The organism is Aliivibrio sifiae (assembly GCF_002954715.1).
In the GTDB taxonomy this organism is placed as follows: Bacteria; Pseudomonadota; Gammaproteobacteria; order Enterobacterales; family Vibrionaceae; genus Aliivibrio; species Aliivibrio sifiae.
The window spans coordinates 2,183,141-2,209,520 of record NZ_MSCP01000001.1 but is presented as its reverse complement, the minus strand read 5'-3'; the positions used below and the strand labels follow the sequence as shown (position 1 = coordinate 2,209,520).

The 26,380-nt window shown below is 40.4% G+C and carries 28 protein-coding genes and 10 tRNA genes; 9 read left to right on the top strand and 29 right to left on the bottom strand.

Translation table 11 applies throughout. The annotated features are described in order from the left end of the window. Nucleotides 1–28 precede the first annotated feature (28 nt). Nucleotides 29–493, bottom strand: a complete 465-nt coding sequence (locus BTO23_RS09930; RefSeq protein ID WP_060992505.1) for an RDD family protein — start codon at nt 491–493, stop codon at nt 29–31. Nucleotides 494–672: 179 nt separating this feature from the next. Between BTO23_RS09930 and BTO23_RS09925 the strand changes: the two genes are divergently transcribed. Further along, a tRNA-Leu gene (locus BTO23_RS09925) sits at nt 673–757 on the top strand. A gap of 132 nt (nt 758–889) precedes the next feature. On the opposite strand, the gene BTO23_RS09920 is transcribed toward BTO23_RS09925, so the two are convergent. The 14 genes from BTO23_RS09920 to mutY form a co-directional block, all read right to left on the bottom strand. Further along, nucleotides 890–1,147 (bottom strand): DUF2999 family protein, encoded by a 258-nt coding sequence (locus BTO23_RS09920; RefSeq protein WP_060992504.1) that lies wholly within the window; start codon nt 1,145–1,147, stop codon nt 890–892. A gap of 57 nt (nt 1,148–1,204) precedes the next feature. Then, nucleotides 1,205–1,591, bottom strand: a complete 387-nt coding sequence (locus BTO23_RS09915; protein ID WP_060992503.1) for a diacylglycerol kinase — start codon at nt 1,589–1,591, stop codon at nt 1,205–1,207. 154 nt (nt 1,592–1,745) lie between these two features. Further along, nucleotides 1,746–1,821: transfer RNA gene (locus BTO23_RS09910), tRNA-Asn, on the bottom strand. Between the two features lie 6 nt (nt 1,822–1,827). Beyond that, nucleotides 1,828–1,903: transfer RNA gene (locus BTO23_RS09905), tRNA-Phe, on the bottom strand. A gap of 7 nt (nt 1,904–1,910) precedes the next feature. After that, nucleotides 1,911–1,986: transfer RNA gene (locus BTO23_RS09900), tRNA-Thr, on the bottom strand. Nucleotides 1,987–2,061: 75 nt separating this feature from the next. Beyond that, nucleotides 2,062–2,137, bottom strand: a tRNA-Asn gene (locus tag BTO23_RS09895). Between the two features lie 32 nt (nt 2,138–2,169). Next, nucleotides 2,170–2,245: transfer RNA gene (locus BTO23_RS09890), tRNA-Thr, on the bottom strand. A 43-nt stretch (nt 2,246–2,288) separates the two neighbouring features. Beyond that, nucleotides 2,289–2,364 (bottom strand) — tRNA-Asn (locus tag BTO23_RS09885). A 6-nt stretch (nt 2,365–2,370) separates the two neighbouring features. Continuing rightward, nucleotides 2,371–2,446, bottom strand: a tRNA-Phe gene (locus BTO23_RS09880). 7 nt (nt 2,447–2,453) lie between these two features. Continuing rightward, nucleotides 2,454–2,529 (bottom strand) — tRNA-Thr (locus BTO23_RS09875). Nucleotides 2,530–2,605: 76 nt separating this feature from the next. Then, nucleotides 2,606–2,681: transfer RNA gene (locus BTO23_RS09870), tRNA-Phe, on the bottom strand. Between the two features lie 109 nt (nt 2,682–2,790). Next, complete coding sequence (mltC, locus tag BTO23_RS09865; RefSeq protein ID WP_060992502.1) at nt 2,791–3,927, bottom strand: membrane-bound lytic murein transglycosylase MltC; 1,137 nt, start codon at nt 3,925–3,927, stop codon at nt 2,791–2,793. A 108-nt stretch (nt 3,928–4,035) separates the two neighbouring features. Next, the gene (locus BTO23_RS09860; RefSeq protein ID WP_060992501.1) at nt 4,036–4,308 is read right to left on the bottom strand and encodes an oxidative damage protection protein; all 273 of its coding nucleotides are present in this window, start codon (nt 4,306–4,308) and stop codon (nt 4,036–4,038) included. Nucleotides 4,309–4,310: 2 nt separating this feature from the next. Next, entirely contained in the window at nt 4,311–5,363 is a 1,053-nt protein-coding gene (mutY, locus tag BTO23_RS09855; RefSeq protein WP_061030290.1) for an A/G-specific adenine glycosylase, read from the bottom strand. 216 nt (nt 5,364–5,579) lie between these two features. Here mutY and trmB point away from each other — a divergent pair, with 216 nt between their 5' ends. Together trmB and glsB are read left to right on the top strand one after the other, a co-directional pair. After that, complete coding sequence (gene trmB, locus BTO23_RS09850) at nt 5,580–6,296, top strand: tRNA (guanosine(46)-N7)-methyltransferase TrmB (RefSeq protein WP_061004624.1); 717 nt, start codon at nt 5,580–5,582, stop codon at nt 6,294–6,296. A 128-nt stretch (nt 6,297–6,424) separates the two neighbouring features. After that, on the top strand, nt 6,425–7,345 hold the full coding sequence (gene glsB / locus BTO23_RS09845) for a glutaminase B (RefSeq protein ID WP_060992498.1): 921 nt from the start codon (nt 6,425–6,427) through the stop codon (nt 7,343–7,345). Between the two features lie 303 nt (nt 7,346–7,648). Here the strand turns inward: glsB and hemW are convergent, their stop codons facing one another. The 7 genes from hemW to BTO23_RS09810 form a co-directional block, all read right to left on the bottom strand. Next, nucleotides 7,649–8,809 (bottom strand): radical SAM family heme chaperone HemW, encoded by a 1,161-nt coding sequence (gene hemW / locus BTO23_RS09840; RefSeq protein WP_060992497.1) that lies wholly within the window; start codon nt 8,807–8,809, stop codon nt 7,649–7,651. Between the two features lie 3 nt (nt 8,810–8,812). Beyond that, nucleotides 8,813–9,409, bottom strand: a complete 597-nt coding sequence (locus BTO23_RS09835; RefSeq protein ID WP_061004618.1) for an XTP/dITP diphosphatase — start codon at nt 9,407–9,409, stop codon at nt 8,813–8,815. 10 nt (nt 9,410–9,419) lie between these two features. Continuing rightward, the gene (locus BTO23_RS09830; protein WP_105063420.1) at nt 9,420–9,851 is read right to left on the bottom strand and encodes a DUF4426 domain-containing protein; all 432 of its coding nucleotides are present in this window, start codon (nt 9,849–9,851) and stop codon (nt 9,420–9,422) included. Between the two features lie 45 nt (nt 9,852–9,896). Then, nucleotides 9,897–10,190 carry a DUF167 family protein YggU gene (gene yggU, locus BTO23_RS09825; protein WP_060992746.1) on the bottom strand — a complete coding sequence of 98 codons (294 nt, stop codon included), beginning with the start codon at nt 10,188–10,190 and terminating at the stop codon, nt 9,897–9,899. A 7-nt stretch (nt 10,191–10,197) separates the two neighbouring features. Further along, nucleotides 10,198–10,752, bottom strand: a complete 555-nt coding sequence (locus tag BTO23_RS09820) for a YggT family protein (protein ID WP_060992494.1) — start codon at nt 10,750–10,752, stop codon at nt 10,198–10,200. A gap of 62 nt (nt 10,753–10,814) precedes the next feature. Beyond that, entirely contained in the window at nt 10,815–11,633 is an 819-nt protein-coding gene (proC, locus tag BTO23_RS09815; RefSeq protein WP_060992493.1) for a pyrroline-5-carboxylate reductase, read from the bottom strand. Nucleotides 11,634–11,681: 48 nt separating this feature from the next. Continuing rightward, nucleotides 11,682–12,392, bottom strand: a complete 711-nt coding sequence (locus BTO23_RS09810) for a YggS family pyridoxal phosphate-dependent enzyme (RefSeq protein WP_060992492.1) — start codon at nt 12,390–12,392, stop codon at nt 11,682–11,684. 23 nt (nt 12,393–12,415) lie between these two features. Between BTO23_RS09810 and BTO23_RS09805 the strand changes: the two genes are divergently transcribed. Together BTO23_RS09805 and BTO23_RS09800 are read left to right on the top strand one after the other, a co-directional pair. Continuing rightward, the gene (locus tag BTO23_RS09805) at nt 12,416–13,453 is read left to right on the top strand and encodes a type IV pilus twitching motility protein PilT (protein ID WP_061004615.1); all 1,038 of its coding nucleotides are present in this window, start codon (nt 12,416–12,418) and stop codon (nt 13,451–13,453) included. Nucleotides 13,454–13,455: 2 nt separating this feature from the next. Continuing rightward, a complete protein-coding gene (locus BTO23_RS09800; protein ID WP_060992490.1) occupies nt 13,456–14,562 on the top strand; it encodes a PilT/PilU family type 4a pilus ATPase in 1,107 nt (368 codons plus the stop codon). A 135-nt stretch (nt 14,563–14,697) separates the two neighbouring features. Here BTO23_RS09800 and ruvX read toward each other — a convergent pair whose 3' ends face one another. The 7 genes from ruvX to metK form a co-directional block, all read right to left on the bottom strand. Next, the gene (gene ruvX, locus BTO23_RS09795; protein ID WP_105063419.1) at nt 14,698–15,123 is read right to left on the bottom strand and encodes a Holliday junction resolvase RuvX; all 426 of its coding nucleotides are present in this window, start codon (nt 15,121–15,123) and stop codon (nt 14,698–14,700) included. After that, nucleotides 15,120–15,683, bottom strand: coding sequence for a YqgE/AlgH family protein (locus tag BTO23_RS09790; RefSeq protein ID WP_060992745.1), 564 nt, complete (start codon nt 15,681–15,683; stop codon nt 15,120–15,122). Before BTO23_RS09790 ends, ruvX begins: the two co-directional genes overlap by 4 nt. 65 nt (nt 15,684–15,748) lie before the next feature. After that, nucleotides 15,749–16,696, bottom strand: a complete 948-nt coding sequence (gene gshB / locus BTO23_RS09785; RefSeq protein ID WP_105063418.1) for a glutathione synthase — start codon at nt 16,694–16,696, stop codon at nt 15,749–15,751. A 13-nt stretch (nt 16,697–16,709) separates the two neighbouring features. Next, a complete protein-coding gene (gene rsmE, locus BTO23_RS09780; protein WP_060992487.1) occupies nt 16,710–17,441 on the bottom strand; it encodes a 16S rRNA (uracil(1498)-N(3))-methyltransferase in 732 nt (243 codons plus the stop codon). Nucleotides 17,442–17,519: 78 nt separating this feature from the next. After that, nucleotides 17,520–18,224, bottom strand: coding sequence for an endonuclease (locus BTO23_RS09775; RefSeq protein ID WP_060992486.1), 705 nt, complete (start codon nt 18,222–18,224; stop codon nt 17,520–17,522). A 114-nt stretch (nt 18,225–18,338) separates the two neighbouring features. After that, a complete protein-coding gene (locus tag BTO23_RS09770; RefSeq protein WP_060992485.1) occupies nt 18,339–18,833 on the bottom strand; it encodes a SprT family zinc-dependent metalloprotease in 495 nt (164 codons plus the stop codon). Between the two features lie 113 nt (nt 18,834–18,946). Further along, entirely contained in the window at nt 18,947–20,101 is a 1,155-nt protein-coding gene (gene metK, locus BTO23_RS09765; RefSeq protein WP_060992484.1) for a methionine adenosyltransferase, read from the bottom strand. 387 nt (nt 20,102–20,488) lie between these two features. Here metK and tkt point away from each other — a divergent pair, with 387 nt between their 5' ends. The 4 genes from tkt to fbaA all read left to right on the top strand — a co-directional run bounded on the left by tkt (nt 20,489) and on the right by fbaA (nt 26,220). Then, nucleotides 20,489–22,483, top strand: coding sequence for a transketolase (tkt, locus tag BTO23_RS09760; protein WP_061004607.1), 1,995 nt, complete (start codon nt 20,489–20,491; stop codon nt 22,481–22,483). A 156-nt stretch (nt 22,484–22,639) separates the two neighbouring features. Then, nucleotides 22,640–23,659 carry an erythrose-4-phosphate dehydrogenase gene (epd, locus tag BTO23_RS09755; RefSeq protein WP_060992482.1) on the top strand — a complete coding sequence of 340 codons (1,020 nt, stop codon included), beginning with the start codon at nt 22,640–22,642 and terminating at the stop codon, nt 23,657–23,659. A gap of 166 nt (nt 23,660–23,825) precedes the next feature. Next, a complete protein-coding gene (locus BTO23_RS09750; RefSeq protein WP_060992481.1) occupies nt 23,826–24,989 on the top strand; it encodes a phosphoglycerate kinase in 1,164 nt (387 codons plus the stop codon). 154 nt (nt 24,990–25,143) lie between these two features. Next, nucleotides 25,144–26,220: a class II fructose-bisphosphate aldolase gene (gene fbaA, locus BTO23_RS09745; protein WP_060992480.1), complete on the top strand. Its 1,077-nt coding sequence runs from the start codon at nt 25,144–25,146 to the stop codon at nt 26,218–26,220. Nucleotides 26,221–26,380 lie beyond the last annotated feature (160 nt).

The following is a 26,380-nucleotide window of genomic DNA, read 5'->3' as shown; positions in this document are numbered from 1 at the left end:
TCTATAAATTGATTTTACGTGAACAGAGCTATACGGCTTTATCCAGAACAATTACTCGAGTTTTTGCCCATGTATCTTGGAAAGCGGCGTTATCATGAGACATGAACACTAGAAGGTTACCTAAACCAAATGCCGAGGTAGACATTCGGATAATGGCTTGAGTTAATGTAATTGGTGAGCCATCAAGTTGTTGAACTTGTAGTTTCCAAGCTCGCATTCCCAGTGTTTGTCCCTGACACCAAAAGTAAGCAAAGAAGCCAACAAAAACAGAAATGAGAGTGATAGGGTACAGATTGCTCCACATAGGGTCATGGTTTAGATATGAACTAACATCAGGGTACGAGCCATAACTGACTATGCCGACGCCATATAGCATCTCAAGAGTTGCTACAATAGCACCACCGGTTAACATCATCACAGCACTGATGATTAGAGTATCGTAAAACCAAGCCCCCATGCGGCGCATAAATCCTGCTTGTTTTTGTGTTGTCATTTTATCTTCCATAAATTAAAAAACTGACAGCAGTATAACGATAGATTCGATAAAAATGAAAATCAGATTGTAAATAACTGTTGAATATTTCAGCAAACAAATATCTTAGAGTAATAAAGAGCTTGCGCCACGATCATCTCTGAGTATAATCAACCACATCAAGCAGCAATGCTGATAAAGCCGGTATGGTGAAATTGGTATACACGAGGGATTCAAAATCCCTTTCCGAAAGGAGTGGCGGTTCAAGTCCGCCTACCGGTACCACATTTAAATGATAAAGCCTCGATGAAAATCGGGGCTTTGTTGTATCTGCGATACAGAAAATATTCAATAATTATCCTTAAACAAAAAAGCCCCAACCGAAGTCTGGGCTCTAGTATTACTCATTGAAAAGATTTATTGATTTTCTTCAAGCTTTGCTTTTGCTTCTTCTACTTTTGAAAAATCCAAACCTAATTCTTCTACAGCTTCTTTAATTAAGCTTGGATTTGTCATTACTTGCATCATTAATGGTTGAAGTTGTTCTTGTGGAATTCCTAAGCTTTGGATTGTTGCAATCGCAGCTAATGGATTTTGTGTTAGTGCTTGAAATACTTCTGTGATTTTGTCATCACTAACATTGTGTTCTTTTAGTGTTTGAATAATAGGGTTCATTAAAATCTTCCTCTTTAAAATGAATACGTTCTATTTATCTATTCAAGATAAATAAAATTACAAATAATGGTTACCTAGGATCATTAGCCAGGTAAAGCCTGCAAAGCACAGAGCGACAAATACGGCTGCAGAGCCGATATCTTTAGCTCTGCCACTTAATTCATGTTGCTCAGGCCCAATACGGTCTACAACGGCTTCTATAGCTGAATTCAGTAGTTCTACGATAAAGATTAAAACAAAGACACCAATTAATAAAATTTGCTCTATCGTGGATACATCAAGTAATAAAGCGATAGGGGTGGCGATAACTAACATCGCGAATTCTTGACGAACAGCTGCTTCATGTTTAAATGCAGCTTTTAAACCTTGAATAGAAAACCCTGTAGCTTTAATTACTCGTTTAATACCAGTATTGCCTGGTTTACCTGATGGAGTATCTGTCATGGTGTAACCTTAGTGAAATAAGTGGTCTCAATCCTTATTGTATCGTAATGATAGTACGTTTGTGGATTGGTATGAATGGAGGTTATGGTAGTGTTGAGTTTGCCAAATAACAAGCATAAAAAAAGCCTCATCAAAATGATGAGGCTTTTTAATATGGCTCCCTTTGCTGGACTTGAACCAGCGACATACGGATTAACAGTCCGGCGTTCTACCAACTGAACTAAAAGGGAATTATATGGTGCCTCGAGGCGGAATCGAACCACCGACACGAGGATTTTCAATCCTCTGCTCTACCGACTGAGCTATCGAGGCAAAAAAATGGTGCCGACTACCGGAGTCGAACTGGTGACCTACTGATTACAAGTCAGTTGCTCTACCTACTGAGCTAAGTCGGCACACTATATTTTTTTGCTATTACTAAATTAAATAAGTAATAAAAAAACCTCGTCCTACGACAAGGCTTTTGAATGTGGCTCCCTTTGCTGGACTTGAACCAGCGACATACGGATTAACAGTCCGGCGTTCTACCAACTGAACTAAAAGGGAACAGATTTTGTGTTCTTCTTACAAGGAAGAAATGGTGCCGACTACCGGAGTCGAACTGGTGACCTACTGATTACAAGTCAGTTGCTCTACCTACTGAGCTAAGTCGGCACTAATTTTTTATTAATCTTTAAAACGTAAAGACTAAGTTGTATGGCTCCCTTTGCTGGACTTGAACCAGCGACATACGGATTAACAGTCCGGCGTTCTACCAACTGAACTAAAAGGGAATTGTATGGTGCCTCGAGGCGGAATCGAACCACCGACACGAGGATTTTCAATCCTCTGCTCTACCGACTGAGCTATCGAGGCAAAAGAATGGTGCCGACTACCGGAGTCGAACTGGTGACCTACTGATTACAAGTCAGTTGCTCTACCTACTGAGCTAAGTCGGCACACTAAATTCTTTTGACTATTCGTGATCTAGCATTTAACTAATAAATCTAGAACTACACCAACAATCTTATTGTATGGTGCCCGGAGGCGGAATCGAACCACCGACACGAGGATTTTCAATCCTCTGCTCTACCGACTGAGCTATCCGGGCAACGAGCGCTATTAAACGGATTTTTGCCCCTACCGTCAACTTTTTTTTTCAATATTCGCTATTTTTTTGGTTGTTTGATTGATTATTCATCGAATAGCTCGTTTTATCGCTAAATCTTTCCCGAATTAAACTCTTTTTTAAAAGCGGTAACCTTTTCGAGGTAGCGACGAGCTTCTTTATTTTTGTGTTTTTTCGTCAGTGCCCAGTAAACTTGGTTGGGATTTAAGTTATTAATATCATTAATAGCTCGGGTACGGCTGCTATTAAAGGTATTTAACACGCCTCCTGCCCCACCATTGTAAGCAGATATCATGCTGTACTGTTTTGAAATTGGATTGCGGATATCTTTTAAATAACGAGTTTTTAAAATGTGAAAGTAAGCCGTTCCGGTATCAATATTATTGTGTGGATTAAATAAGTATTCAGGAGTAGGGTCCCCAGACTTTTTCTTTACTAATTTAAATACATCGCGACCTGCGGTTTTAGGGACTACTTGCATTAATCCATAAGCATTGGCCCAACTAACTGCATAAGGATTAAAACTACTTTCTGTTCTTATAATTGAATAAATCAGATCTTCAGGGATGTCATAGCGTTGAGAAGCACCACGAACAATATCGGCATATTGGTATTCCCGTAGTTGTGTGTGGTTTTTTACCATTGGAATATCGACATAAAGGGCTTTTTTATAATCAATATTTTTTGTTTTTAAGTGATTAGCAATTAAATAATCAGCATAACGACTTGCACGCCATGACCATTCAATTGGTTTCTTATCTTGGTCGAGTACTTGTTGATACAGAAAAGGCTTTCCACCTAAAGTAATGGCAGCGTCAGAATAAAGATCGACACCAGCGGGATCATCGGGTGTAAGTAATGTTGTGATAATGGCTTGGCGTAAATGGGCTTTGGGATCGGTTCCTGCGACGGTTTCTACGGTAACTCGACCTGTAGAAAAATCAACTTGAGAGCGGCTTAAATAGCCATCGGTATATTTTACATAAGAGCGCTTACCTGCAATAACAAGGTTTTTTTTCCCCCAGCGCTTTTCAATATTGCCGCTAAAACTGCCAATTAGAGAATCGAGAGCTTTAAGGTCTTTGGTAAATTGACCTGGAAGTGGGGCTAGGTTTTTTGCAAAACGATTGGTTGCATCGTAATTAACACCAAAAGTTGATTCTATGGATTCTCGGCTACAGCTAGTAAGAAAAAGACAAGCAGAGGCAATCAGGATAATTTTTTTCATAAAGACAATATAGATAAGAACTCGGTAATAATGTTAACGGCAGAATGCCCTCGAACTAAAAAAGAATAAAAATAAAGCAGTCATTAGACTGCTTTATATTAAAATCTATTATTCACTTGGTGGCGTGTAACCATCAATGATGACTTCTTTGCCATCAAATAAGAAACCTTCCATTTCTGTTTCCAGTAGTTTGCGGTGCTCTGGATCCATCATGTTCAGTTTCTTTTCATTAATAAGCATGGTTTGTTTATGCTGCCATTGGCCCCATGCTTCTTTGGAGATATTGTCAAAAATACGCTTACCTAGTTCACCAGGGTAAAGTTGAAAATCTAGGCCATCGGCTTCTTTATTTAAAAGAACGCAAAATACAGTGCGACTCATGGTTATTCTCCATTAGAAATTTCATACGGAAGGGCATCCAACAGTTTTTGAACTGGGGCTGCTAATCCTACCGTCATTGGTTGAGATAAGTTATACCAAACTCCACGCGTTCCTTCCATCACCATATTCGGTTTCTTGGTCAGAGTGATAAGTACAGGAGTGATATCTAAGTGGTAATGGCTAAAGGTATGGCGAAAAGCAATTAATTGTTGGCTTGATTTGACTTCCATACCATAGCGGTCAGATAAATCATTTAAGGTATTTTCTGGTTGCTCGGGAAAACAATACAGTCCTCCCCAAATTCCTGTTTGTGGTCGTTGCTCTAGTAAAACATCACCATCGTGATAATAGATCGCAAACCATGCCTCTTTAGTTGGCTTGTCTTTTTTAGGTTTTTTAGTTGGGAAGTCTAATTGACGATCTTGCGCTTTTGCTTGGCAGAGATCATTCACTGGGCAAATCTCACACTTAGGCTTAGAACGAGTACAGACAATCGCCCCCATATCCATCATAGCTTGATTGTAGCGTTCAACGCCTAACTTTGGTGTATGTTCTTCTGCTATTTCCCACATGGCATTTTCAACGGACTTTTTACCAGACCAACCTTCAATAGCAAAGCAGCGAGAAAGCGTACGTTTTACATTGCCATCTAAAATAGGGTGGCGTTGTTTGAGAGAAAGTGACAGAACAGCGCCGGCAGTAGAGCGGCCAATTCCTGGAAGGGCGATGACTTCGTCGATGGTTTCGGGGAATTTACCGTTATATTGCTCTGCAATGATTTGTGCTGTTTTGTGCAAATTACGAGCACGAGCGTAATAGCCAAGTCCGGTCCATAAATGCAGGACTTCATCTTGTTCTGCATTAGCTAAATCAACAACCGTTGGAAAGCGGGCCATGAAACGCTCGAAATAGGGAATAACGGTAGTTACTTGGGTTTGTTGAAGCATGATCTCAGATAACCATACCTTATAAGGCGTTTTTTCTAATTGCCAAGGTAACGTCTTACGGCCGTAATTGTCGTACCACTCTAAAATGGCGTGAGAGAAAGATGTCATGACATGCTCGATTGCTTTTTATAATGGTGTGAATTGCACCACAGTAGAATGAATTTGTACACCCGACAGAAAATAGGGGTATTCATTAGATAGTATAAATTCGAGTATTGAGTGAGTTTATGACGAAAACGAAAGATAATACTTGAACACTGGGCTAAACTTTGGATAATGCCGGATCCACAATCCTTGTTCAGAGAATAACCAGGTTATCCAATCATGACTGAAGTGACTAAAAACGACTTTACCGAAGAAGGTAAAATTGTTCGTAAAATTCGCAGCTTTGTACGCCGCGAAGGACGTTTAACGAAAGGCCAAGAAGGCGCTATTACTGAGTGCTGGTCTACCATGGGCATCGATTTTGTTGAGCAAATGCTTGATTGGAACGAGGTGTTTGGTAACAATAACCCTGTCGTTTTAGAAATCGGTTTTGGTATGGGTGCATCTTTGGTTGAGATGGCGCAAAAAGCACCAGAGCTTAATTTCCTTGGCATTGAGGTTCACCGTCCAGGTGTTGGCGCATGTCTTGCTGCTGCAAAAGAAGCTGGCGTAACTAACTTACGTGTAATGTGTCATGATGCAGTTGAAGTATTTGAATCAATGATCCCTGATTCATCTGTACATACATTACAACTATTCTTCCCTGACCCATGGCATAAAGCGCGTCATCATAAGCGTCGTATCGTTAAAGCTGAGTTTGCAGAGATGATCCGTCCTAAGCTAAATTCTGATGGTGTTTTCCACATGGCAACTGACTGGGAAAACTACGCAGAGCATATGATCGAAGTAATGAACGTAGCACCAGGTTACGAGAATATCGCAACTGATGGCGATTATATTCCTCGCCCAGATGAACGCCCACTAACAAAATTCGAAGCACGTGGCCACCGTTTAGGTCATGGCGTTTGGGATATAAAATTCCGCCGTAACGCTTAATCAGTTTTTTAAAGCTGTATGACAGCGCACCATAAGCGCTGCATGGCTCTTATGCCAATCTAAATAAGTATTAAAGCCAACCTCTGTGTTGGCTTTTTTGTCCTTGCGCTCAAAAGGAAATAAGAATAATGAAGCCAACAAAACAAATATTAGATGATATTTTGAATGAAGTGCGTCCTCTTATTGGACAAGGAAAAGTTGCCGATTACATCCCAGCTCTAGCTTGTGTCCCAAACGATAAATTGGGGATCGCGGTATATACCAATGATGGTGAAATGATCACATCAGGTGATGCCGATGAACGCTTTTCGATTCAATCAATCTCTAAAGCGTTGAGCTTAACCCTAGCAATGGAATTGTATCAGCCTGAAGAATTATGGCAGAGAGTAGGAAAGGAGCCGTCAGGACAAGCGTTTAATTCCCTTATTCAGCTTGAGATGGAACAGGGGGTTCCACGTAATCCGTTTATTAATGCGGGTGCGATTGTTGTTGCCGACATGTTGTTTAGTCGTTTTTCTGCACCAAAGCATAGATTATTAGAATTTGTACGAAAGCTTTCTGGCAATGAGCACATTATTTATGATCGTGTTGTCGCTAATTCGGAGATGGATCATAGTGATCGAAATGCATCGATTGCCTATTTGATGCGTTCATTTGGTAATTTCGATAATGAAGTGATGCCAGTATTAAAAAACTATTTTCATGCTTGTGCACTCAATATGAGCTGTATTGATTTGGCAAGAACATTTGGTTATTTAGCCAATAAAGGCATTCAACCGGAGACAAATGAATTCATTGTAACGCCAATGCAGAGTAAGCAAATTAATGCATTAATGGCGACGTGTGGTTTGTATGATGGTGCTGGCGAGTTCGCCTATCGTGTTGGTATGCCAGGTAAATCGGGTGTTGGTGGCGGTATTATTGCTATTGTTCCTGGGGAGATGACGATAGCAGTATGGTCGCCAGAGTTGGACCCATCAGGTAATTCACTAGCAGGAACGCAAGCATTAGAATTGCTTTCAGAGCGTATTGGTCGTTCGATATTTTAAGATAAAAACAGGTTTCAGGAAAAGCAGAGTCGTGAAATGTTCGATTTTATCACTAACAATCCCCTCTACCCCCCCTTCTATTAACATCATCGATCTCAATGATTGGTCGATAAAGTGGAAGAATTTTCTTTGATGCTGGTATATCAACGATCACAATACTGTTCCTCCCCTTGTTCACCACTGTTACTTGGTAGTCAGTATTGATATAAGGGGAGGCTAGGAGGGGTTGCTGGTTGTTTAATTTAGAGTTTTGATTCTTTGCACTTCCTGAAACCTTTAAGCGAAGCGTTCTGAACCCTGTTTTTAATCCTCATCACTCACAAACGCCTCCAATAAATCATTCAAAAACAACTTCCCGTGCTCTGTGATCTGCCAGTGAGTTTCTGTTTCTTCTAGGTACTTCTTCTCTTTAGCCCAATCCATTGTTTCTTGAATTGATTCAAACCCTAACCCTGTTTTATCAATGAAATCTTGCTTTGGACAGGCTTCTAATAGACGAAAACGGTTCATAAAGAACTCAAAAGGTCTATCGTGATCCGCAACCTTTTGTTCGTCAATTAAGTAAGGTTTCATTAAATCTAGAAAGCCGCGTGGGTGCTTAATTTTAGTTGTACGAACAATGCGCCCATCAGCAAAACTCAGTTTGCCATGAGCACCACAACCAATACCTAAATAGTCACCAAAGCGCCAATAATTTAAGTTATGGCGACATTGATAACCGACTTTACTGTAGCCTGAAATCTCATATTGAACATAACCGGCGTCAGCAAGAATTTGATGCCCTTGTTCAAAAATATCCCATAAATCATCGTCATCTGGCAAAGTCGGTGGCTTATAGTAAAACACCGTATTTGGCTCGATAGTCAGCTGATACCAAGACAAATGTGGCGGATTAAGTTCAATTGCCTGTTTTAAATCAGACAAGGCATCATCAATAGTTTGGTTTGGTAAACCATGCATTAAGTCGAGATTAAAACTGTTTAATCCTGCTTCATGAGCCAGACGAGCAGCGCGAACGGCTTCATCTTTACCATGGATTCGTCCCAGTTTTTCGAGTTTTTCTTGTTGGAAACTTTGTACACCAATAGAAATGCGATTGACACCTGCTTCACGATATTCAATGAATCGTCCAGCTTCTACGGTTCCTGGATTCGCTTCCATCGTGATTTCAATATCGTCAGCAAAGGGTAAACGTTTTTCAACTTCGATCAGTAAACGCTTAATTTCTGGAGCAGTAATCAAGCTTGGTGTACCACCACCAATAAAAATAGAGTGCAGCTTACGTGGGTCATTTTCCATATTATAACGAGCAAGATCGGTATCAAGATCGTCAATTAACGCTGAAATGTATTGTGCTTCAGGGATTGTCGTTTTCAAGGCGTGAGAGTTGAAATCGCAATATGGGCATTTTTGAATACACCATGGAATATGAATGTATAAGCTAAGTGGTGGTGGAACTAGCATCAATTATTGACCTTCTTTTAATGCAGCGAACAGTTTTTTCAGTGCTTGACCACGGTGAGAAAGTTGTTTTTTACGTGCAGGCTCAAGTTCTGCAGAAGAACAGTTATCTTCACTCACCCAAAAAATAGGGTCATAACCAAAGCCATTTTCACCTTGTTGTTCTGTAGTGATGTGACCTTCCCATGAGCCGTGGCAAATTAATGGTGTAGGATCGTTTTCATGCTTCATTAAAACTAAAACACAATGGAAGCGCGCAGTACGTTTTTCAGTAGGGATGCCTTCCATTGCTGCGAGCATCTTATCGATGTTCTTTTGGTCGGTAGCGCCTTCGCCTGAATAGCGTGCAGAGTAAACACCAGGTGCGCCATTTAATGCGTCGACCTCTAGGCCTGAATCATCAGCAATCGCAGGTAGTCCTGTTTCTTTAGCGGCATGACGCGCTTTAATAATGGCATTCTCAATAAAGGTTGTGCCTGTTTCTGCTACGTCAGAGACGTTGAATTCACTTTGTGCAACCACATCAAACCCAAAGTCAGACAGAACTCCTGCCATTTCACGAACCTTACCTTGGTTGCCTGTTGCTAATACGATTTTGCTCATAATGATTCTCTTACTCTTCTACGTAAAATTTTTGATTGAATTTTAATTTACCCGCGCCTTTGGCATCAGCAAATACATCGATATCAAAGCGAAAGGTTTCTTCGTTAGTGATTGGTAGCTCAGCGATATAGTAAATCGCGTTTTGTTCTTTAATTTCACGGAAGGTTAACGTTTTTGTTTGGCCGAGTAAATTCTTAGCGCTGCCTGTGATTTTTGCAGGAATAGCAGGCTTACCGGCTTGTGATATATCTAACACGCTAATATTAATTAAGGCATTGTAACCTGAACGTTTTAATTGATAAGCGCGGGCTACTTTTGGGGTAAGAAAGGTTGAGTTAAACGCAGAGTAATGGACCTCTACATTTTTAATTTGTACAAATTGTCCTGCAAAAGTAGGTAAGCTAAAAAGAAATAGGGACAAAAGTAAGATTATTTTTTTCATAACGATCCTCATATAAAAAAGCCGAGGGTTAACTCGGCATTAGTATTATTTTGATGGTAACAGCTGCTTAATTACTTCAGGAATAATTTCTGGTGAATGAATTCGAACTTGCTTGTGACGATTTAGTTCTCCTTTTTCTACCGTAATTTTTCCTTTAGCAACTTTAAACAGTTTGGAGAAGTACTTAATTAAATGTGCGTTTGCCTTTCCATCGACTGGAGGGGCTGTAATCGCTATTTTGAGTTCTTCACCATGTATTCCTACAATTTGATCTCGACTGGCTTTAGGTTGTAAATACAGTCGTAAGATCAAATCGTCGTTATCGTATTTAACTGGCATAACTGATTTACAAGCTATACCAAACTGGGCCAATTAAGTCGCCCATTAAGAAGTTAGCGAATTGAAGTACGATAAATAACACCAATACGCTTAAGTCTAGTCCACCCATTTGAGGCAGGATCTTACGAATAGGAGAAAGCATTGGTTCTGTTAATTGGTGCATAACATACTCAATTGGGCTGCGGCCTTGGCTAACCCAGCTTAGGATTGCACGTACTAATAAGATCCAGAACAGCAAACCACCAGCGGCTTTAGCTAGTGCGATTAGACCAATGAATAAGAATTCTGGGCCAAAATTAATACCACCTGCAACGACAACTTGTAATGCAACAAATTTAACGACACATAGAACATAAGCAAATAATACGGTTGCTAGGTCTAGGCTGCCAATTGATGGGATAATACGACGTAAAGGAGAAACTACGGGTTGAGTTGCCTTTACAATAAATTGAGAAAATGGATTATAAAAATCAGCACGTGCGACTTGTAGCCAAATTCGTAGGATCACGACCATAATATATAAATCAAAAACGGTCGAGATTAAAAAGCTCATTGCATTCATAGTTAATTAACCTTAAAAATCATTGGTTTTGTAAATAGAGTAATTGAATGAGGAAATGTTATTTAAAATAACGATTCCATTTCTTCTGCACGAGATACAGCTGCTTGCATTGCTTTGCCTACAATCTCTTGCAATTGATGTTCATTAAATGTGCGTAGCGCCTCTGCTGTTGTTCCGCCTTTTGAGGTCACTTGTTCACGCAATGTTGATAACTGAATTTCAGGGTTAGCAACTACCATTTCAGCCGCACCAAGTGCAGACTGTTGTACTAGCAGTCGAGCGGTTTCTTCACTAAAACCTTGTTTAATTGCTTCTGCTTGCATCGCTTCCATGAACAGAAAGAAATACGCTGGAGCACTTCCCGCTGCTGCAATTACTGAGTTAATACCTGATTCTTTTTCTACCCAACATACTTCACCAACGGCAGACATTAAATCGCTCGCATAGGTCTTATCTTGTTCAGATGTATGTTCAACAGCAAACAAACCACTCATGCCTTTGCCGACTAATGCAGGGGTGTTAGGCATTACTCGTACTAAGTTTAATTCGGTTGCAAACATCTCGTTTAAACGTTTTGCAGAAATACCAGCAGCAATAGAGATCACTAACTTAGTCGAGTAATCGATCGTTTGTAATGGCTCAGCCGCGGTTGCCATCATTTGTGGTTTTACCGCCAGAACGATAACGTCTGCATTTTGAGCGGCAGTCACATTATTGGTCGAGGTATTAATGCCGTAACATTTTTTTAAATTCTCAAGCTTTTCTGTGCTTGGGTTAGTGGCTGTGATTTTATCTTTTGGGTAACCACTGCTAATTAGACCAGCAATAATCGAGCGAGTCATGTTGCCAGCACCAATAAAAGCAATATTGCGATGTTCCATTCGTATTCCTTACTTTATACCCATCGATAGGTATCATTCGAGTTGAGGTTATTCTTTATTTTTATAGTCTCTAGCACCAAAAATAGCAGTGCCAATTCGAACCATTGTTGAGCCAGCTTCGATAGCGGCATCCATATCGCCACTCATTCCCATTGAGAGGGTATCTACTTGAGGATATTGTGCGCGTAATTGGTTTTGAATGGAAGCAAGTTGTGTAAATGCAACCAGTTGTTCATCGTAATTAGAGACGTTAGCAGGGATTGACATTAATCCACGCAACGTTAAATTTGGCATATTATTAATTGCTGCAGCAAGTTCCATTACTTCGTCGCTTGTTGTTCCTGATTTACTGTCTTCCGAACTAATATTGACCTGAATAAGTACATTTAGTTCGCCAAGCTCTTTTGGACGCTGTTCATTTAATCGTTGTGCAATTTTAAGGCGTTCAACTGAGTGAACCCAATCAAAATGTTCCGCTATTGGACGAGTTTTGTTAGATTGAATTGGACCAATAAAATGCCATTCTAATTGTGTTTCAGAGTGGCTATTTTGGAAGTATTGAACCTTTTCAATGCCTTCTTGAACGTAGTTTTCACCAAAAGCACGCTGACCAATTTCTATCGCTTGTTCGAGCAACTCGATAGGTTTGGTTTTGCTTACTGCTAACAATTGCACTGAATTTGGGTGTCGACCACATTTTTGAATGCTATTCTCTATCTGAAGAGTGATTTGGTGGATATTTTGCTTAATACTAGTCATAGAAACGATTACCGAGGAAAATTATGGACATCACAGAACTACTGGACTTTAGTGTAAAACAAAACGCATCAGATCTACACCTATCTGCAGGAGTTCCTCCTATGGTACGTGTTGATGGTGAGGTGCGTAAACTGACATTGCCTGATTTTACACATGCAGAAGTTCATCGTTTAGTGACTGACATTATGAACGATTCTCAACGCAGTGAGTTTGAAGAAAAGTTAGAAGTCGATTTTTCATTTGAATTACCTAATGTTGGACGTTTTCGTGTGAATGCATTTAATCAATCGAGAGGCTGTGCTGCGGTATTTCGAACTATCCCAGTTGATATCCCATCATTAGAGCGACTTTCTGCTCCTGAAATTTTCACAACAATTTCAAATTATCAAAAAGGGTTGGTGTTAATTACAGGCCCAACAGGGTCGGGTAAATCCACCACGCTTGCAGCTATGGTGGATTACATTAATGAGAATCATAATAAACATGTATTAACGATTGAAGATCCGATTGAGTTCGTACATAAGAATAAGAAATGTTTGATTAACCAACGTGAAGTTCATCGTGACACCCATAGTTTTAAAGCTGCACTACGTTCAGCATTGCGTGAAGACCCTGATGTTATTTTAGTGGGGGAGCTTCGAGATCAAGAAACCATCAGTTTGGCACTAACGGCGGCAGAAACTGGTCACTTAGTATTTGGCACTTTGCATACTAGCTCAGCAGCAAAAACCATTGACCGTATTATCGATGTATTCCCTGGTAGTGATAAATCTATGGTTCGTTCTATGCTGTCTGAATCATTAAGAGCTGTTGTGGCTCAAACTTTATTAAAGCGTACTGGTGGTGGTCGTGTTGCATGTCATGAAATCATGATAGCGACTCCTGCAATCCGTAATTTGATTCGTGAAGATAAAGTCGCTCAAATGTATTCGATTATCCAAACTGGCTCTTCTTTTGGTATGCAGACAATGGAGCAAAATGCGAAGAAAATTATTGCTCAAGGTTTGGTTGATCCTGATGAAGTTGCAAAGAAAGTTGAAATAACAAGCATGGGCTTTTAATTATGACGTTAGATGAATTGCTACATCAAATGGTAAAGCAAAAAGCATCGGATGTTTATTTAACGGTTGATGCTCCATGTTTATTACGAATTCATGGTGAGCTTAGAGCGATTGGTCATAAACAGACCAATGAATCTGTTTCTGCTTTATTAGCTGAAATGATGGATGAAGATCGTCAAACTGAATTTAATCAAACATTAGAAGCTAATTTTGCCATTGTAAAAGAAAGTGGTCGTTTTCGTGTTAGTGCATTTTGGCAGCGTGAGCAACCGGGTGTAGTTATCCGTCGTATTGAAACCAAAATACCATCAATGGAATCTCTATATTTACCAGAAGTAATGAAAGAGTTGGCGGTCGCTAAGCGTGGTTTGGTCCTTGTCGTTGGTGCTACTGGGTCAGGTAAATCGACAACGATGGCAGCAATGACTGGGTATCGTAATGACAATAAATCAGGTCATATCTTAACGGTGGAAGACCCAATTGAATTTGTTCATCCTCATCATAAATGCATAGTTACTCAACGTGAAGTGGGTTTAGATACAGAAAGTTATGAAGTGGCGTTAAAGAACTCTTTGCGACAGGCTCCTGACATGATTTTGATTGGTGAAATCCGTAGTCGAGAGACGATGGAATATGCCATGACTTTTGCGGAGACGGGACACCTTTGTATGGCAACACTTCATGCTAATAATGCCAACCAAGCGTTAGAGCGAATTCTTCATTTAGTACCAAAAGATCAGAAAGAGCAGTTCTTATTTGACCTTTCGATGAACTTAAAAGGGATCATTGCTCAGCAATTGGTTCCTGATATAAATGGTCACGGGCGTCATGGTGTTTATGAAGTGCTGTTAAATACTCCTCGGATTTCGGATTTGATCCGTAGAGGTGAGTTGCACGAACTAAAAGTAACTATGACAAAATCGCGAGAATCAGGCATGCAGACGTTTGATCAGTGTTTATTTGATTTAGTGGTGGCAAATAAGATTTCGGAAGATGAGGCATTGCACAGTGCGGATTCTGCGAACGACTTGAGATTGATGCTGAAGACGAAGCGTGGTGATTCATTTAGCTCGTCGAAATTTGATAAAGTGTCGATTTCATTAGACTAAAAGCGATACGCTTCGCTAACTAGAACGCTACGCTCTAGAAACTATAAGAGCAGTAATACGTAAAATAATTACTGCTCTTAATATCTGCTTTTGATCTTATAGGAGCGAAGCGTTCTAGTACCTAGTTTCTAGTCCCTAGCGCCACTGACTCTCAAACCAGCTTTCTAAAATAACTACCGCTGATTGACAGTCAATATTGCCTTTCGATAATGCTTTATAACCACCGAACTCAAATAAATCAGCGCGAGCTTCAGCTGTTGATAGACGTTCATCGTGTAACTCAACTTGATTACCAAAACGACCATGTAAACGGTTAGCAAATTTCTTTGCTTTCGGTGTAATCGTCTCTAGCTCTTTACCATGTAGATCGGTAGGTAGACCAACGACAATTAAGTCTGGTTGCCATTCTTTAATTTGTTTTTCTATATCGTCCCAATTAGGGGTGCCATCTTGTGCTTTAAATGCTTTTAATGGGCTTGCTGTACCTGTAATTTCTTGGCCTATGGCTGAGCCAATACTTTTGGTGCCAAAATCAAATGCCATGATGGTACGTGAACTCATGCGTGTCCAACCTCGCTGGATAAATTTGCAGGATTGATACCTAATATCCCAATCGCTTTTCTCCAACGATCATGAATAGGAGTATCAAAGATAACGGAAGGATCTGCTTCTAGGATAAGCCATGTGTTTTCTGACAACTCCTTTTCTAACTGACCCGCATCCCATCCAGAATAACCAAGAGCAACCAAATACTTACGAGGTTGAGATTCTGTACCTAATGTCGCTAAAATATCTTTTGATGTCGTGACATAAAGCTCGTTAGTTACTCGTATACTCGAAGTGTAAGCGTCTTTTTCTGAATGAAGAACAAAACCACGATCGTCAGAAACTGGGCCGCCATTAAGTACTGGTTGAGTTAAGGTTTTTGGAAATATAATTGGAGAGGGGTTATCTAGTTCAATTTGTTCCAGCATACCTTTTAATGAAATAGGAATCGTTTCATTAATGCGTAACCCCATGGTTCCTTCTGAATCATGTTCACAAATATAGATAACACTTCGCTGAAAGAAAGGATCTTTCATACTAGGCATTGCGACTAAAAAATGATTCTTTAAATCCACATAGCCTCCTAAATCATTCAGTTCCATTGAAGGGAGCTTAGCTCCCTTCATATTACTTGGAAGTATTAAGCGTTAATTCGGCGCTCAATTGTATCCATTAGTTTACCTGTGATTGAAATATCGAACGCCGCTTCAATTTCTTTAATACAAGTCGGGCTAGTTACGTTAATTTCAGTCAGTTTGTCACCAATAACATCAAGTCCAACAAAAATTAAGCCTTTTTCTTTCAATGTTGGTGCAACGGCGTTAGCAATTGCCCAATCGGTTTCACTTAGTGGGCGAGCTTCACCAGTACCACCTGCAGCTAAGTTACCGCGCGTTTCACCTTTTGCTGGAATACGAGCTAAGCAATAAGGCATTGGTTCACCATCAACCACTAGAATACGTTTATCACCATTGCTGATATCTGGAACAAAGGTTTGTGCCATGCAGTAGTTTTGTTCGTGGTTAGTCAACGTTTCAATGATAACCGATACGTTTGGATCGCCAGCTTTTACACGGAAGATAGATGCACCACCCATGCCATCAAGTGGTTTAAGGATAATGTCGCCATGTTCTTCACGGAATGCTTTAATCTTTTCAGCTTTACGGGTAACTAGTGTTGTTGGTGTTAGTTCTGGGAACCAAGCAGTAAACAGCTTTTCGTTACAATCACGTAGGCTTTGCGGTTTATTTACAATTAAAGCACCTTGAATTTCAGCACGCTCAAGAATGTACGTTGCGTAGATGTATTCGGTATCAAATGGTGGATCTTTACGCATCAATACAGCATCAAGATCAGCTAGGTCAATAGTTTGTTCTGATTTGAACTCATACCAATTTGTTGGGTCTTCTTTTAGTTCAACCACTTTGGTATCAGCGACTGCTTTACCTTGATCTAGGTGTAGATCTGCCATTTCCATGTAATGGATTTCCCAGCCACGCTTTTGAGCTTCAAGCATCATGGCAAAGCTAGAGTCTTTCTTGATGTTAATGGATGAAATTGGATCCATTACGATACCGAGTTTGATCATTGTGTTTCTCCAGTTAGCCAAGATCGCCAAAACGAACTTGTAAGGCTGTAATTGCGGTAAGCGCTGCGGTTTCGGTTCTAAGAACGCGAGGACCAAGCAGAGTTTCTTCAAATTGATACTGTTCAGTCATGTTAATTTCATCAGACGATAACCCGCCTTCTGGTCCAATTAACAAGCGAACATTAGTGACTGGTTCTGGCAGTGTGTTGATTGAGTATTTTGCTCTTGGGTGAAGATTTAATTTCAAACCTTCATATTCTTCAGCACACCACTCTTCTAATGACATAATCGGACGTATCTCTGGAACGATATTGCGTCCAGATTGCTCACATGCAGCAATCGCAATTTTTTGCCATTGGTCGAGTTTCTTTTCAAAACGTTCTTTGTTTAATTTGACACCACAACGTTCTGAAATCAAAGGAGTAATGATATTTACGCCTAATTCTACGGATTTTTGAATGGTGAATTCCATTTTATCACCACGAGAAACCACTTGGCCTAAATGTAAATTTAATGGTGATTCACTGCTGCGATCAATACGTTCACTGATCTCAACTTCTACACTTTTCTTTGATGAAGAAGTGATTACTGCAGGAAACTCAGCACCGCTACCATCAAATAATAGTACAGCTTCACCTTCTTTCATTCGCATAACACGGCCAACATGATTGGCGGCATCATCGCTTAAGTTTACTTTACCTTGTGAAGGAAGCAGTTCTGGATGATGGATTCTTGGTATTCTCATGGTCTACTTTTCTTTAACTATCTTATATTTAAGGATGGAGGTTAAAATGTACTTTTTCAACCTCTAGCTCTGTCTAATTTATTTAGTGCATGCTTTGTAGACAAATTGGTTATGATTGCCTTGAATCTTGGCAATGCGCTTATCTCGTTCACATTCCCATGCTGATACTGGATACTGCTTATTCCATGCTTCCATTAATTGGCGTTGGGCTTTGGATAGATTAAAGCGGTACTCATTATTCATGTATAAATAAGTGCGAGCAATTGCACCTCTTGATTGTGCTGGTGGCTCTGCAACTCTGCTTTTGAAATCGACCTTAAAAGCACATTGCCCATAATAAGCGCCTTTATTACCATTCCATTGTGAAAAACGAAAATTAGAACGGTCCCCATTTACTTCACCCACCGCTGGAACTAGGTTATGTAAATCGGCTTCCATTGATTTGAATTGTTTATCGTTTCGAGTGCAATTTTTGCGTCCGCCATTTTGCCAGCATTGGCGCTGGTGTCCAAATTGCCAAGCAGGGACTACGTGTTCCCATTCAATACGACTGGCTCGTTTTTCTTGTTTGCGAACTTGGTAGCCGCAACTTTCTAGATCCGGAATACCTTTCTTTTTATTTTTCCAAGTAATGTCACAACCACAATAGAATGAAGTCGGATAATCAAGGTAAATTTTGACCGCTTCCTTTTTGGCTTTTGAAAAAGAAGAAGGGGGAGCGGCAAAAGCATGAAAAGTGATAGAAAAAATAAAGGCTGCAATAGCTAAGCGAATTAATCTCATAAGAGGCTCTACTGATTATTGTATTAATGCAGTAAGAGTAGCTTATTGTTAATTCTCATTATAGATAATTTAATAAACAGAATGGGGAAATCTGTTTATTTTTAGACGTTATGTCTATGAAGTTTGGTGCTTAGAGAGCTTTAATGGTGATTGGCACGACTTACAAAGGTATTGAGTTTCTTTACGTTGAACTCGATTATGGCGACGTATCGTAAGTTCATGTTGTGTGCATTTACAGCGATAAGAAAACGTTTTTCCTTTAACCGATTCAATATTAAAACTATGAGTGGTTCTTGCCGGTAAATTAAATACTTGATTCATTATTCCTTGCCATTCTTTACCGTGTGGTCGTACCCGACCATATAATTTGAATACGATTAAATGCGCGATTTCGTGAGGGATTACTTCATTAATAAAGGAGTGTTGGTTTTCTTCTAATAAAATAGGATTAATTCGTATCTCCCACCCTTGTAGTCGTGCAGTACCTGCAATTTTCCCACGTTGCGTAAAATTAACCGCAGCCTGAGCAAAAGGGCGATTAAAGAAAGTGGAAGCTTGTTGAATACATTGTTGAGCTTTAGCTATGGATGCTTGTTGAAGTGGGGTCATTGAATCTCTTTATTTGGAATGCAGATATTGAATCAAGATAAGAGAGTATATGGGGTTAGAAAACAAAAAAGGAAGCCGAGGCTTCCTTTTCTAGCGTTAATTTAAGTAATAAATTACTTAATACCAGCGAAATCACGAAGGATATCTGCTTTATCAGTCGCTTCCCATGGGAATTCCTCACGACCGAAATGACCGTAAGCTGCTGTCTTCTTGTAGATTGGCTGAAGAAGGTTAAGCATTTCTTGTAGACCGTATGGGCGTAGGTCGAAGTGCTGACGAACCGCTTCAATGATGATGTCGTGAGATACTTTTTCAGTACCAAACGTTTCAACCATGATTGATGTTGGGTCTGCAACACCGATAGCGTATGACAGTTGGATTTCACAACGGTCAGCCATGCCAGCTGCAACAATGTTTTTTGCTACGTAACGTGCAGCGTATGCTGCAGAACGGTCAACTTTTGATGGATCTTTACCAGAGAATGCACCGCCACCGTGACGGGCTGCGCCGCCGTAAGTATCTACGATGATTTTACGGCCAGTAAGGCCACAGTCACCCATTGGACCACCAATAACAAAACGACCTGTTGGGTTAATAAAGAATTTAGTGTCTTTATTTAACCATTCTTGAGGAAGTACTGGCTTGATGATTTCTTCCATTACGGCTTCACGAAGATCTGGCGTCGTTACTGAATCACAATGTTGTGTTGAAAGAACAACAGCATCGATACCAACGATTTTACCTTGGTCGTATTGGAAAGTTACTTGAGATTTTGCATCTGGACGTAAGAAATCCAGTTTGCCACTCTTTCGTACTTCAGCTTGCTTTTTAACAAGTAGGTGAGAGTAAGTAATTGGTGCAGGCATTAAAATTGGTGTTTCGTTTGTTGCGTAACCAAACATGATACCTTGGTCACCAGCACCTTGATCTTTAGGATCGGCTTTATCAACACCTTGGTTGATGTCTGGTGACTGCTTACCAATTGTGTTTAGTACTGCACAAGAGTTAGCATCAAAACCCATGTCTGAATGTACATAACCAATTTCACGAACGGTTTCACGAGTGATTTCTTCGATATCAACCCATGCAGAAGTTGTTACTTCACCACCGACCATAACCATGCCAGTTTTTACGTACGTTTCACAAGCAACACGTGCTTTCGGATCTTGTTCTAAGATCGCATCAAGTACTGCATCTGAAATTTGGTCTGCAATTTTATCTGGATGACCTTCTGATACTGACTCAGAGGTAAATAGGTGCTTAGCCATGATGAGCTCCACTTCTATAGGTAATAAATTTTAAGAAAATACCCACAGTATATATAAGTCTATACGTTTAACAGTGTAGGTGTTCTTCCATCTAGACGGCTATAATAGAGAAAAATTGATTAATTACAACCCATTTCAGTGAATGATATGAATATAAGACATAACCAATCGTTTGCGTTTAATAATGAGATTTATCTGTAGAAATAAGGTTTTCTTTCAAAATCGTGAAAAAAAGCGCTTTATTTACTAAGTAAACGTTTGCAGTCACTATTAGCCTTTGCGACAATACGGCGCTGCAAATTTAAGTTAGTCCATATTATATGGGTAACTAATCAAGAGTTAAATTAGCTCAATAAACATATAGTCCTTCGAATTTCAGGAGCAGGCATGTCTTCACGTAAACATCTAGCAAATGCAATCCGCGCTTTAAGCATGGATGGTGTTCAACAAGCAAATTCTGGCCACCCGGGTGCACCAATGGGTATGGCAGACATCGCTGAAGTATTATGGCGTAGCCACCTAAATCATAACCCACAAAATCCAGAGTGGGCTGATCGCGACCGTTTCATTCTTTCGAATGGCCACGGTTCAATGCTGATTTATTCTCTGCTTCACCTTTCAGGTTACGACCTGTCTATCGAAGACTTAAAGAACTTTCGTCAACTGCATTCTAAAACGCCAGGTCACCCTGAATACGGTTATGCACCGGGCATCGAAACAACGACAGGTCCATTAGGCCAAGGCATCACTAACGGTGTTGGTATGGCAATGGCTGAAAAAGCATTAGCGGCACAATTTAACCGTGAAGGTCACGATATCGTTGACCATAACACATACGTGTTCATGGGCGATGGGTGCCTAATGGAAGGCATCTCTCACGAAGCATGCTCTTTAGCGGGTACGCTTGGTCTTGGTAAGCTTGTTGCTTTCTGGGATGACAACGGTATCTCTATCGATGGTGAAGTTGAAGGTTGGTTCTCTGACGACACGCCTAAGCGTTTTGAAGCGTACGGTTGGCACGTAATTCCTGCTGTTGATGGTCACGATGCTGACGCAATTAATGCAGCAATCATCGCAGCAAAAGCAGATCCTCGTCCTACTTTAATTTGTACTAAAACTATTATTGGTTTTGGTTCTCCAAATAAAGAAGGTACACACGATTGTCACGGTGCTCCACTAGGTGCTGATGAAATTGCTGCAACTAAAGCGAAGCTTGGTTGGGATCATGGTGCATTTGAAATTCCTGCTGACGTATATAGTGAGTGGGATGCAAAAGAAGCGGGCACTGCAAAAGAAGCATCTTGGAATGCAAAATTTGATGCATATGCTGCTGCTCACCCAGAATTGGCTGCTGAATATAAGCGTCGTGTAAACGGTGGCTTGCCAGCTGAGTGGGAAGAAAAAGCAAATGCAATCATTGCTGATCTTCAAGCTAACCCTGCAAACATCGCATCACGTAAAGCCTCTCAAAATGCACTAGAAGCATTTGGTGCAATGCTACCTGAATTTATGGGCGGCTCTGCTGACCTTGCTCCGTCTAACCTAACAATGTGGTCTGGTTCTAAATCACTAACAGCTGATGATTTCTCTGGTAACTACATTCACTACGGTGTGCGTGAGTTTGCCATGACTGCGATCATGAACGGTATTGCTCTGCACGGTGGTTTCGTACCATACGGTGCAACTTTCCTAATGTTTATGGAATATGCACGTAACGCAATGCGTATGGCTGCATTAATGAAAGTGCAAAACATCCAAGTTTATACACACGATTCTATCGGTCTTGGTGAAGATGGCCCAACTCACCAACCTGTTGAGCAAATCGCTTCTCTACGTCTAACACCAAACATGAGCACATGGCGTCCATGTGACCAAGTTGAGTCTGCTGTTTCTTGGAAACTGGCAATTGAACGTCGCGATGGTCCATCAGCTCTAATCTTCTCTCGCCAAAATCTTGCACAACAAGATCGTAACGCAGAGCAAGTAGCTAATATCGCTAAGGGTGGTTACATCCTGAAAGATAGTGAAGGCCAACCAGAGCTAATTCTTATTGCAACTGGTTCTGAAGTAGAACTAGCAGTTGAAGCTGCGGCTCAACTAACGGCTGACGGTAAAGCGGTACGTGTTGTATCTATGCCATCTACTGATGCATTTGATAAGCAAGACGAAGCGTACCGTGAAGCGGTTCTACCATCATCAGTAACTAAGCGTATCGCTGTTGAAGCCGGTATTGCTGATTTCTGGTACAAATACGTTGGTTTCGGTGGCAAGATCATCGGAATGACAACGTTTGGTGAATCTGCACCTGCAGACGAGCTATTTAAAATGTTCGGTTTTACTACTGAAAATGTAGTAAATACAGCAAAAGAACTTCTTGCTTAATAAAGCAATAGTTATTTGTTAATGAATATCTTGATGTAATTATCAAGTTATAATTGAGAGCGAAGCTATCGAAAGGTGGCTTCGTTTTTTTGATCCTTTAAGAAAAAAGTGAAAAGAGTACAATAGTCGGAAATGAGATAAAGGACGTAATGTATTATGTTGAGAGTCGCAATAAACGGATTTGGTCGTATCGGTCGTAGTGTATTACGAGCCCTGTATGAAAGTGGGAAAAGAGATCAAATTGAAGTGGTGGCTGTGAATGAATTATCGCAACCAGAAGGAATGGCGCATCTTCTTCAGTACGACTCAACGCATGGACGTTTTCAACATAAAGTAACTCACGATCAAGAATATCTTTATATCGATTTACCTGATGGCATTCAAGATAAAGTACGGATCCTACATCAAGCTGATATTACGCTTTTACCATGGCACTCATTAGGTGTCGATTTGGTTTTGGATTGCACTGGCGTTTATGGTTCAAAAGCGGATGGTGAAAAACATATTGAAGCAGGTGCTAAAAAGGTTCTGTTTTCGCATCCTGGCAGTAACGATTTAGATAACACCATCATTTATGGTGTTAATCATGACACTTTGTTGTCAGAGCATAGAATTGTCTCCAATGGTTCATGTACTACCAACTGTATTATTCCTGTTATTAAAGCGATAGATGATGCGTTTGGTATTGACTCTGGAACCATTACAACCATCCACTCATCTATGAATGACCAACAAGTGATTGATGCTTATCATCCTGACTTGCGCCGAACTCGTGCGGCAAGCCAATCTATTATTCCTGTCGATACTAAATTGCATAAAGGTATTGAACGTATTTTCCCGAAATTTTCCAACAAATTTGAAGCTATTTCCGTGAGGGTGCCTACGGTAAACGTCACTGCGATGGATTTAAGTGTAACAATTAATACAAATGTGAAAGTTAATGACATAAATCAAACCATTGTTAACGCATCTCGGTGTACATTACATAACATTGTTGACTATACTGAAGCGCCGCTTGTTTCTATCGATTTTAATCATGATCCCCACAGTGCGATTGTCGATGGTTCACAAACAAGAGTAAGTAATGGGCACTTAGTTAAAATGTTGGTTTGGTGTGATAACGAATGGGGATTCGCTAATCGAATGCTAGATACCGCATTAGTTATGAGAAAATAAAAGCGTCATTCAATAAATTTGTGATGGAAAGAGAAAAAAGATTAATTATCACCTTGAAAAAAGTGAACTCCATCCCTATTTACTGAATAATGCAGTAAGAATTTAATCGGTTTGGCAATGATGCCGAGCTTGAAAACTTTTTATTATTTAATTGAGAGGACAAAAAATGTCTGTAATCAAGATGACTGACCTGGAACTTGCAGGTAAACGCGTATTTATCCGTGCTGACCTAAACGTACCAGTTAAAGATGGTAAAGTAACTTCTGATGCTCGTATCCTAGCATCACTACCAACTATCAAGCTTTGCTTGGAAGCTGGCGCTAAAGTAATGGTTACTTCTCACCTAGGTCGTCCAACGGAAGGCGAATACAACGAAGAGTTCTCTCTAGCTCCTGTAGTTAATTACTTAAATGACGCGCTAGACTGTGACGTTAAACTAGCTAAAGATTACCTAGATGGTCTTGAATTAAACGCTGGTGAGCTAGTTGTTCTTGAAAACGTTCGCTTTAATAAAGGCGAGAAGAAGAACGAAGAAGAGCTTTCTAAGAAATACGCAGCATTATGTGACATCTTCGTGATGGACGCATTTGGTACTGCTCACCGTGCTCAAGCATCAACTCACGGTGTTGGCATGAACGCTCCTGTAGCGTGTGCTGGTCCTCTTTTAGCTGCTGAACTTGAAGCACTAGGTAAAGCAATGGACAAGCCTGCTCGTCCACTTGTTGCAATCGTTGGTGGTTCTAAAGTTTCTACTAAACTGACAGTTCTTGAGTCTTTATCTAAAATCGCTGACCAACTTGTTGTTGGTGGTGGTATCGCGAATACATTTATCGCAGCTGAAGGCCACAACGTAGGTAAGTCTTTATACGAAGCAGACCTAGTTGAGACAGCTAAAAAACTAATGAAAGAATGTGCAATTCCAGTTGCTACTGATGTTGCATGTGCAAAAGCATTTGATGAAAACGCTGAAGCTGAAATCAAACATGTTTCTGAAGTTCAAGACGACGACATGATTTTCGACCTTGGTCCTGATTCAACAGCAGCTCTTGCTGAAATCATCAGCAACGCGAAAACAATTCTTTGGAATGGCCCTGTTGGCGTATTTGAATTCAAAAACTTTGAAGCAGGTACAGCTGGTATTTCTAAAGCGATCGCTGATTCTGAAGGTTTCTCTGTAGCAGGTGGCGGTGATACGCTAGCAGCTATCGATAAATTCGGTATCAAAGCTGACGTTTCTTACATTTCTACAGGTGGCGGTGCATTCCTTGAGTTCGTTGAAGGTAAAGTACTTCCTGCAGTAGCAATGCTTGAAGAGCGTGCTAAAGCATAATTATTTGAAAGCGGGAATCTAAACATTCCCGCTTTTTACGTTTGTTGATGACAATGTTTATTGATACAATAAGAAAAGTTGTGAGCAAACGTTTGCAAAAATTTGAACGTAAGTTTTTTAATTTTAAAACGATAGAATAAATAGGACTATTTCCATGTCTAAGATCTTCGATTTTGTAAAACCTGGTGTAATTTCTGGCGACGACGTACAGAAAGTATTTGAAGTAGCAAAAGCAAACAAATTTGCTCTTCCTGCGGTAAACGTAGTAAACACAGACACAATCAACGGTGTTCTTGAAGCTGCGTCTAAAGTTAAAGCTCCAGTTGTTGTTCAGTTCTCTAATGGCGGTGCAGGTTTCTTCGCTGGTAAAGGCGTTAAACTTGAAGGTCAAGGTGCACAAATCCTTGGTGCTGTAGCTGGTGCAAAATACGTTCACGCTGTAGCTGCATCTTACGGTGTTCCAGTTATTCTTCATACTGACCATGCTGCTAAGAAACTTCTTCCATGGATCGACGGTCTACTAGATGCTGGTGAAGAGTTCTTCGCTCAAACTGGTAAGCCTCTATTCTCTTCTCACATGATCGACCTTTCTGAAGAGTCTCTAGAAGATAACATTGAAATCTCTGGCCAATACCTTGCGCGTATGGCTAAGATGGATATGACTCTAGAAATCGAACTAGGTTGTACTGGTGGCGAAGAAGACGGCGTAGATAACTCTGATATGGATGCATCTGAGCTTTACACTTCTCCTGAAGATGTTGCATACGCATACGAGAAATTAACGGCTATCAGCCCACGTTTCACTATCGCTGCATCTTTCGGTAACGTACACGGTGTTTACCAAGCGGGTAACGTTGTTCTTACTCCAACTATCCTACGTGATTCTCAAGCTTACTGTGCTGAGAAATTTGGTATCGCACCTAACGCACTTAACTTCGTATTCCACGGTGGTTCTGGTTCTTCTGAAGCAGAAATCCAAGAGTCTATTGGTTACGGTGTTATCAAAATGAACATCGATACTGATACTCAGTGGGCTTCATGGGATGGCGTTCGTGCATACGAAGCTGAAAACCGTGATTTCCTACAAGGTCAAATCGGTAACCCAACTGGCGAATCTGCGCCAAACAAGAAGTACTACGATCCTCGCGTTTGGTTACGTGCTGGTCAAGCTTCAATGGTTACGCGTCTTGAAAAAGCATTTGCTGACCTTAACGCAATCGACGTACTATAATTTTTATTATAGATCGCTCGAATTGAGTTAATAAAAAACCCGCTGATTGCGGGTTTTTTTATGTCTGAATCCTTTGAGCAAAGCGATCTGAAGCCTATCTATATTCTTTTAAATATAAAAAAAAGCAACCTGTAAATACAGGCTGCTTTTATTGTTTTAG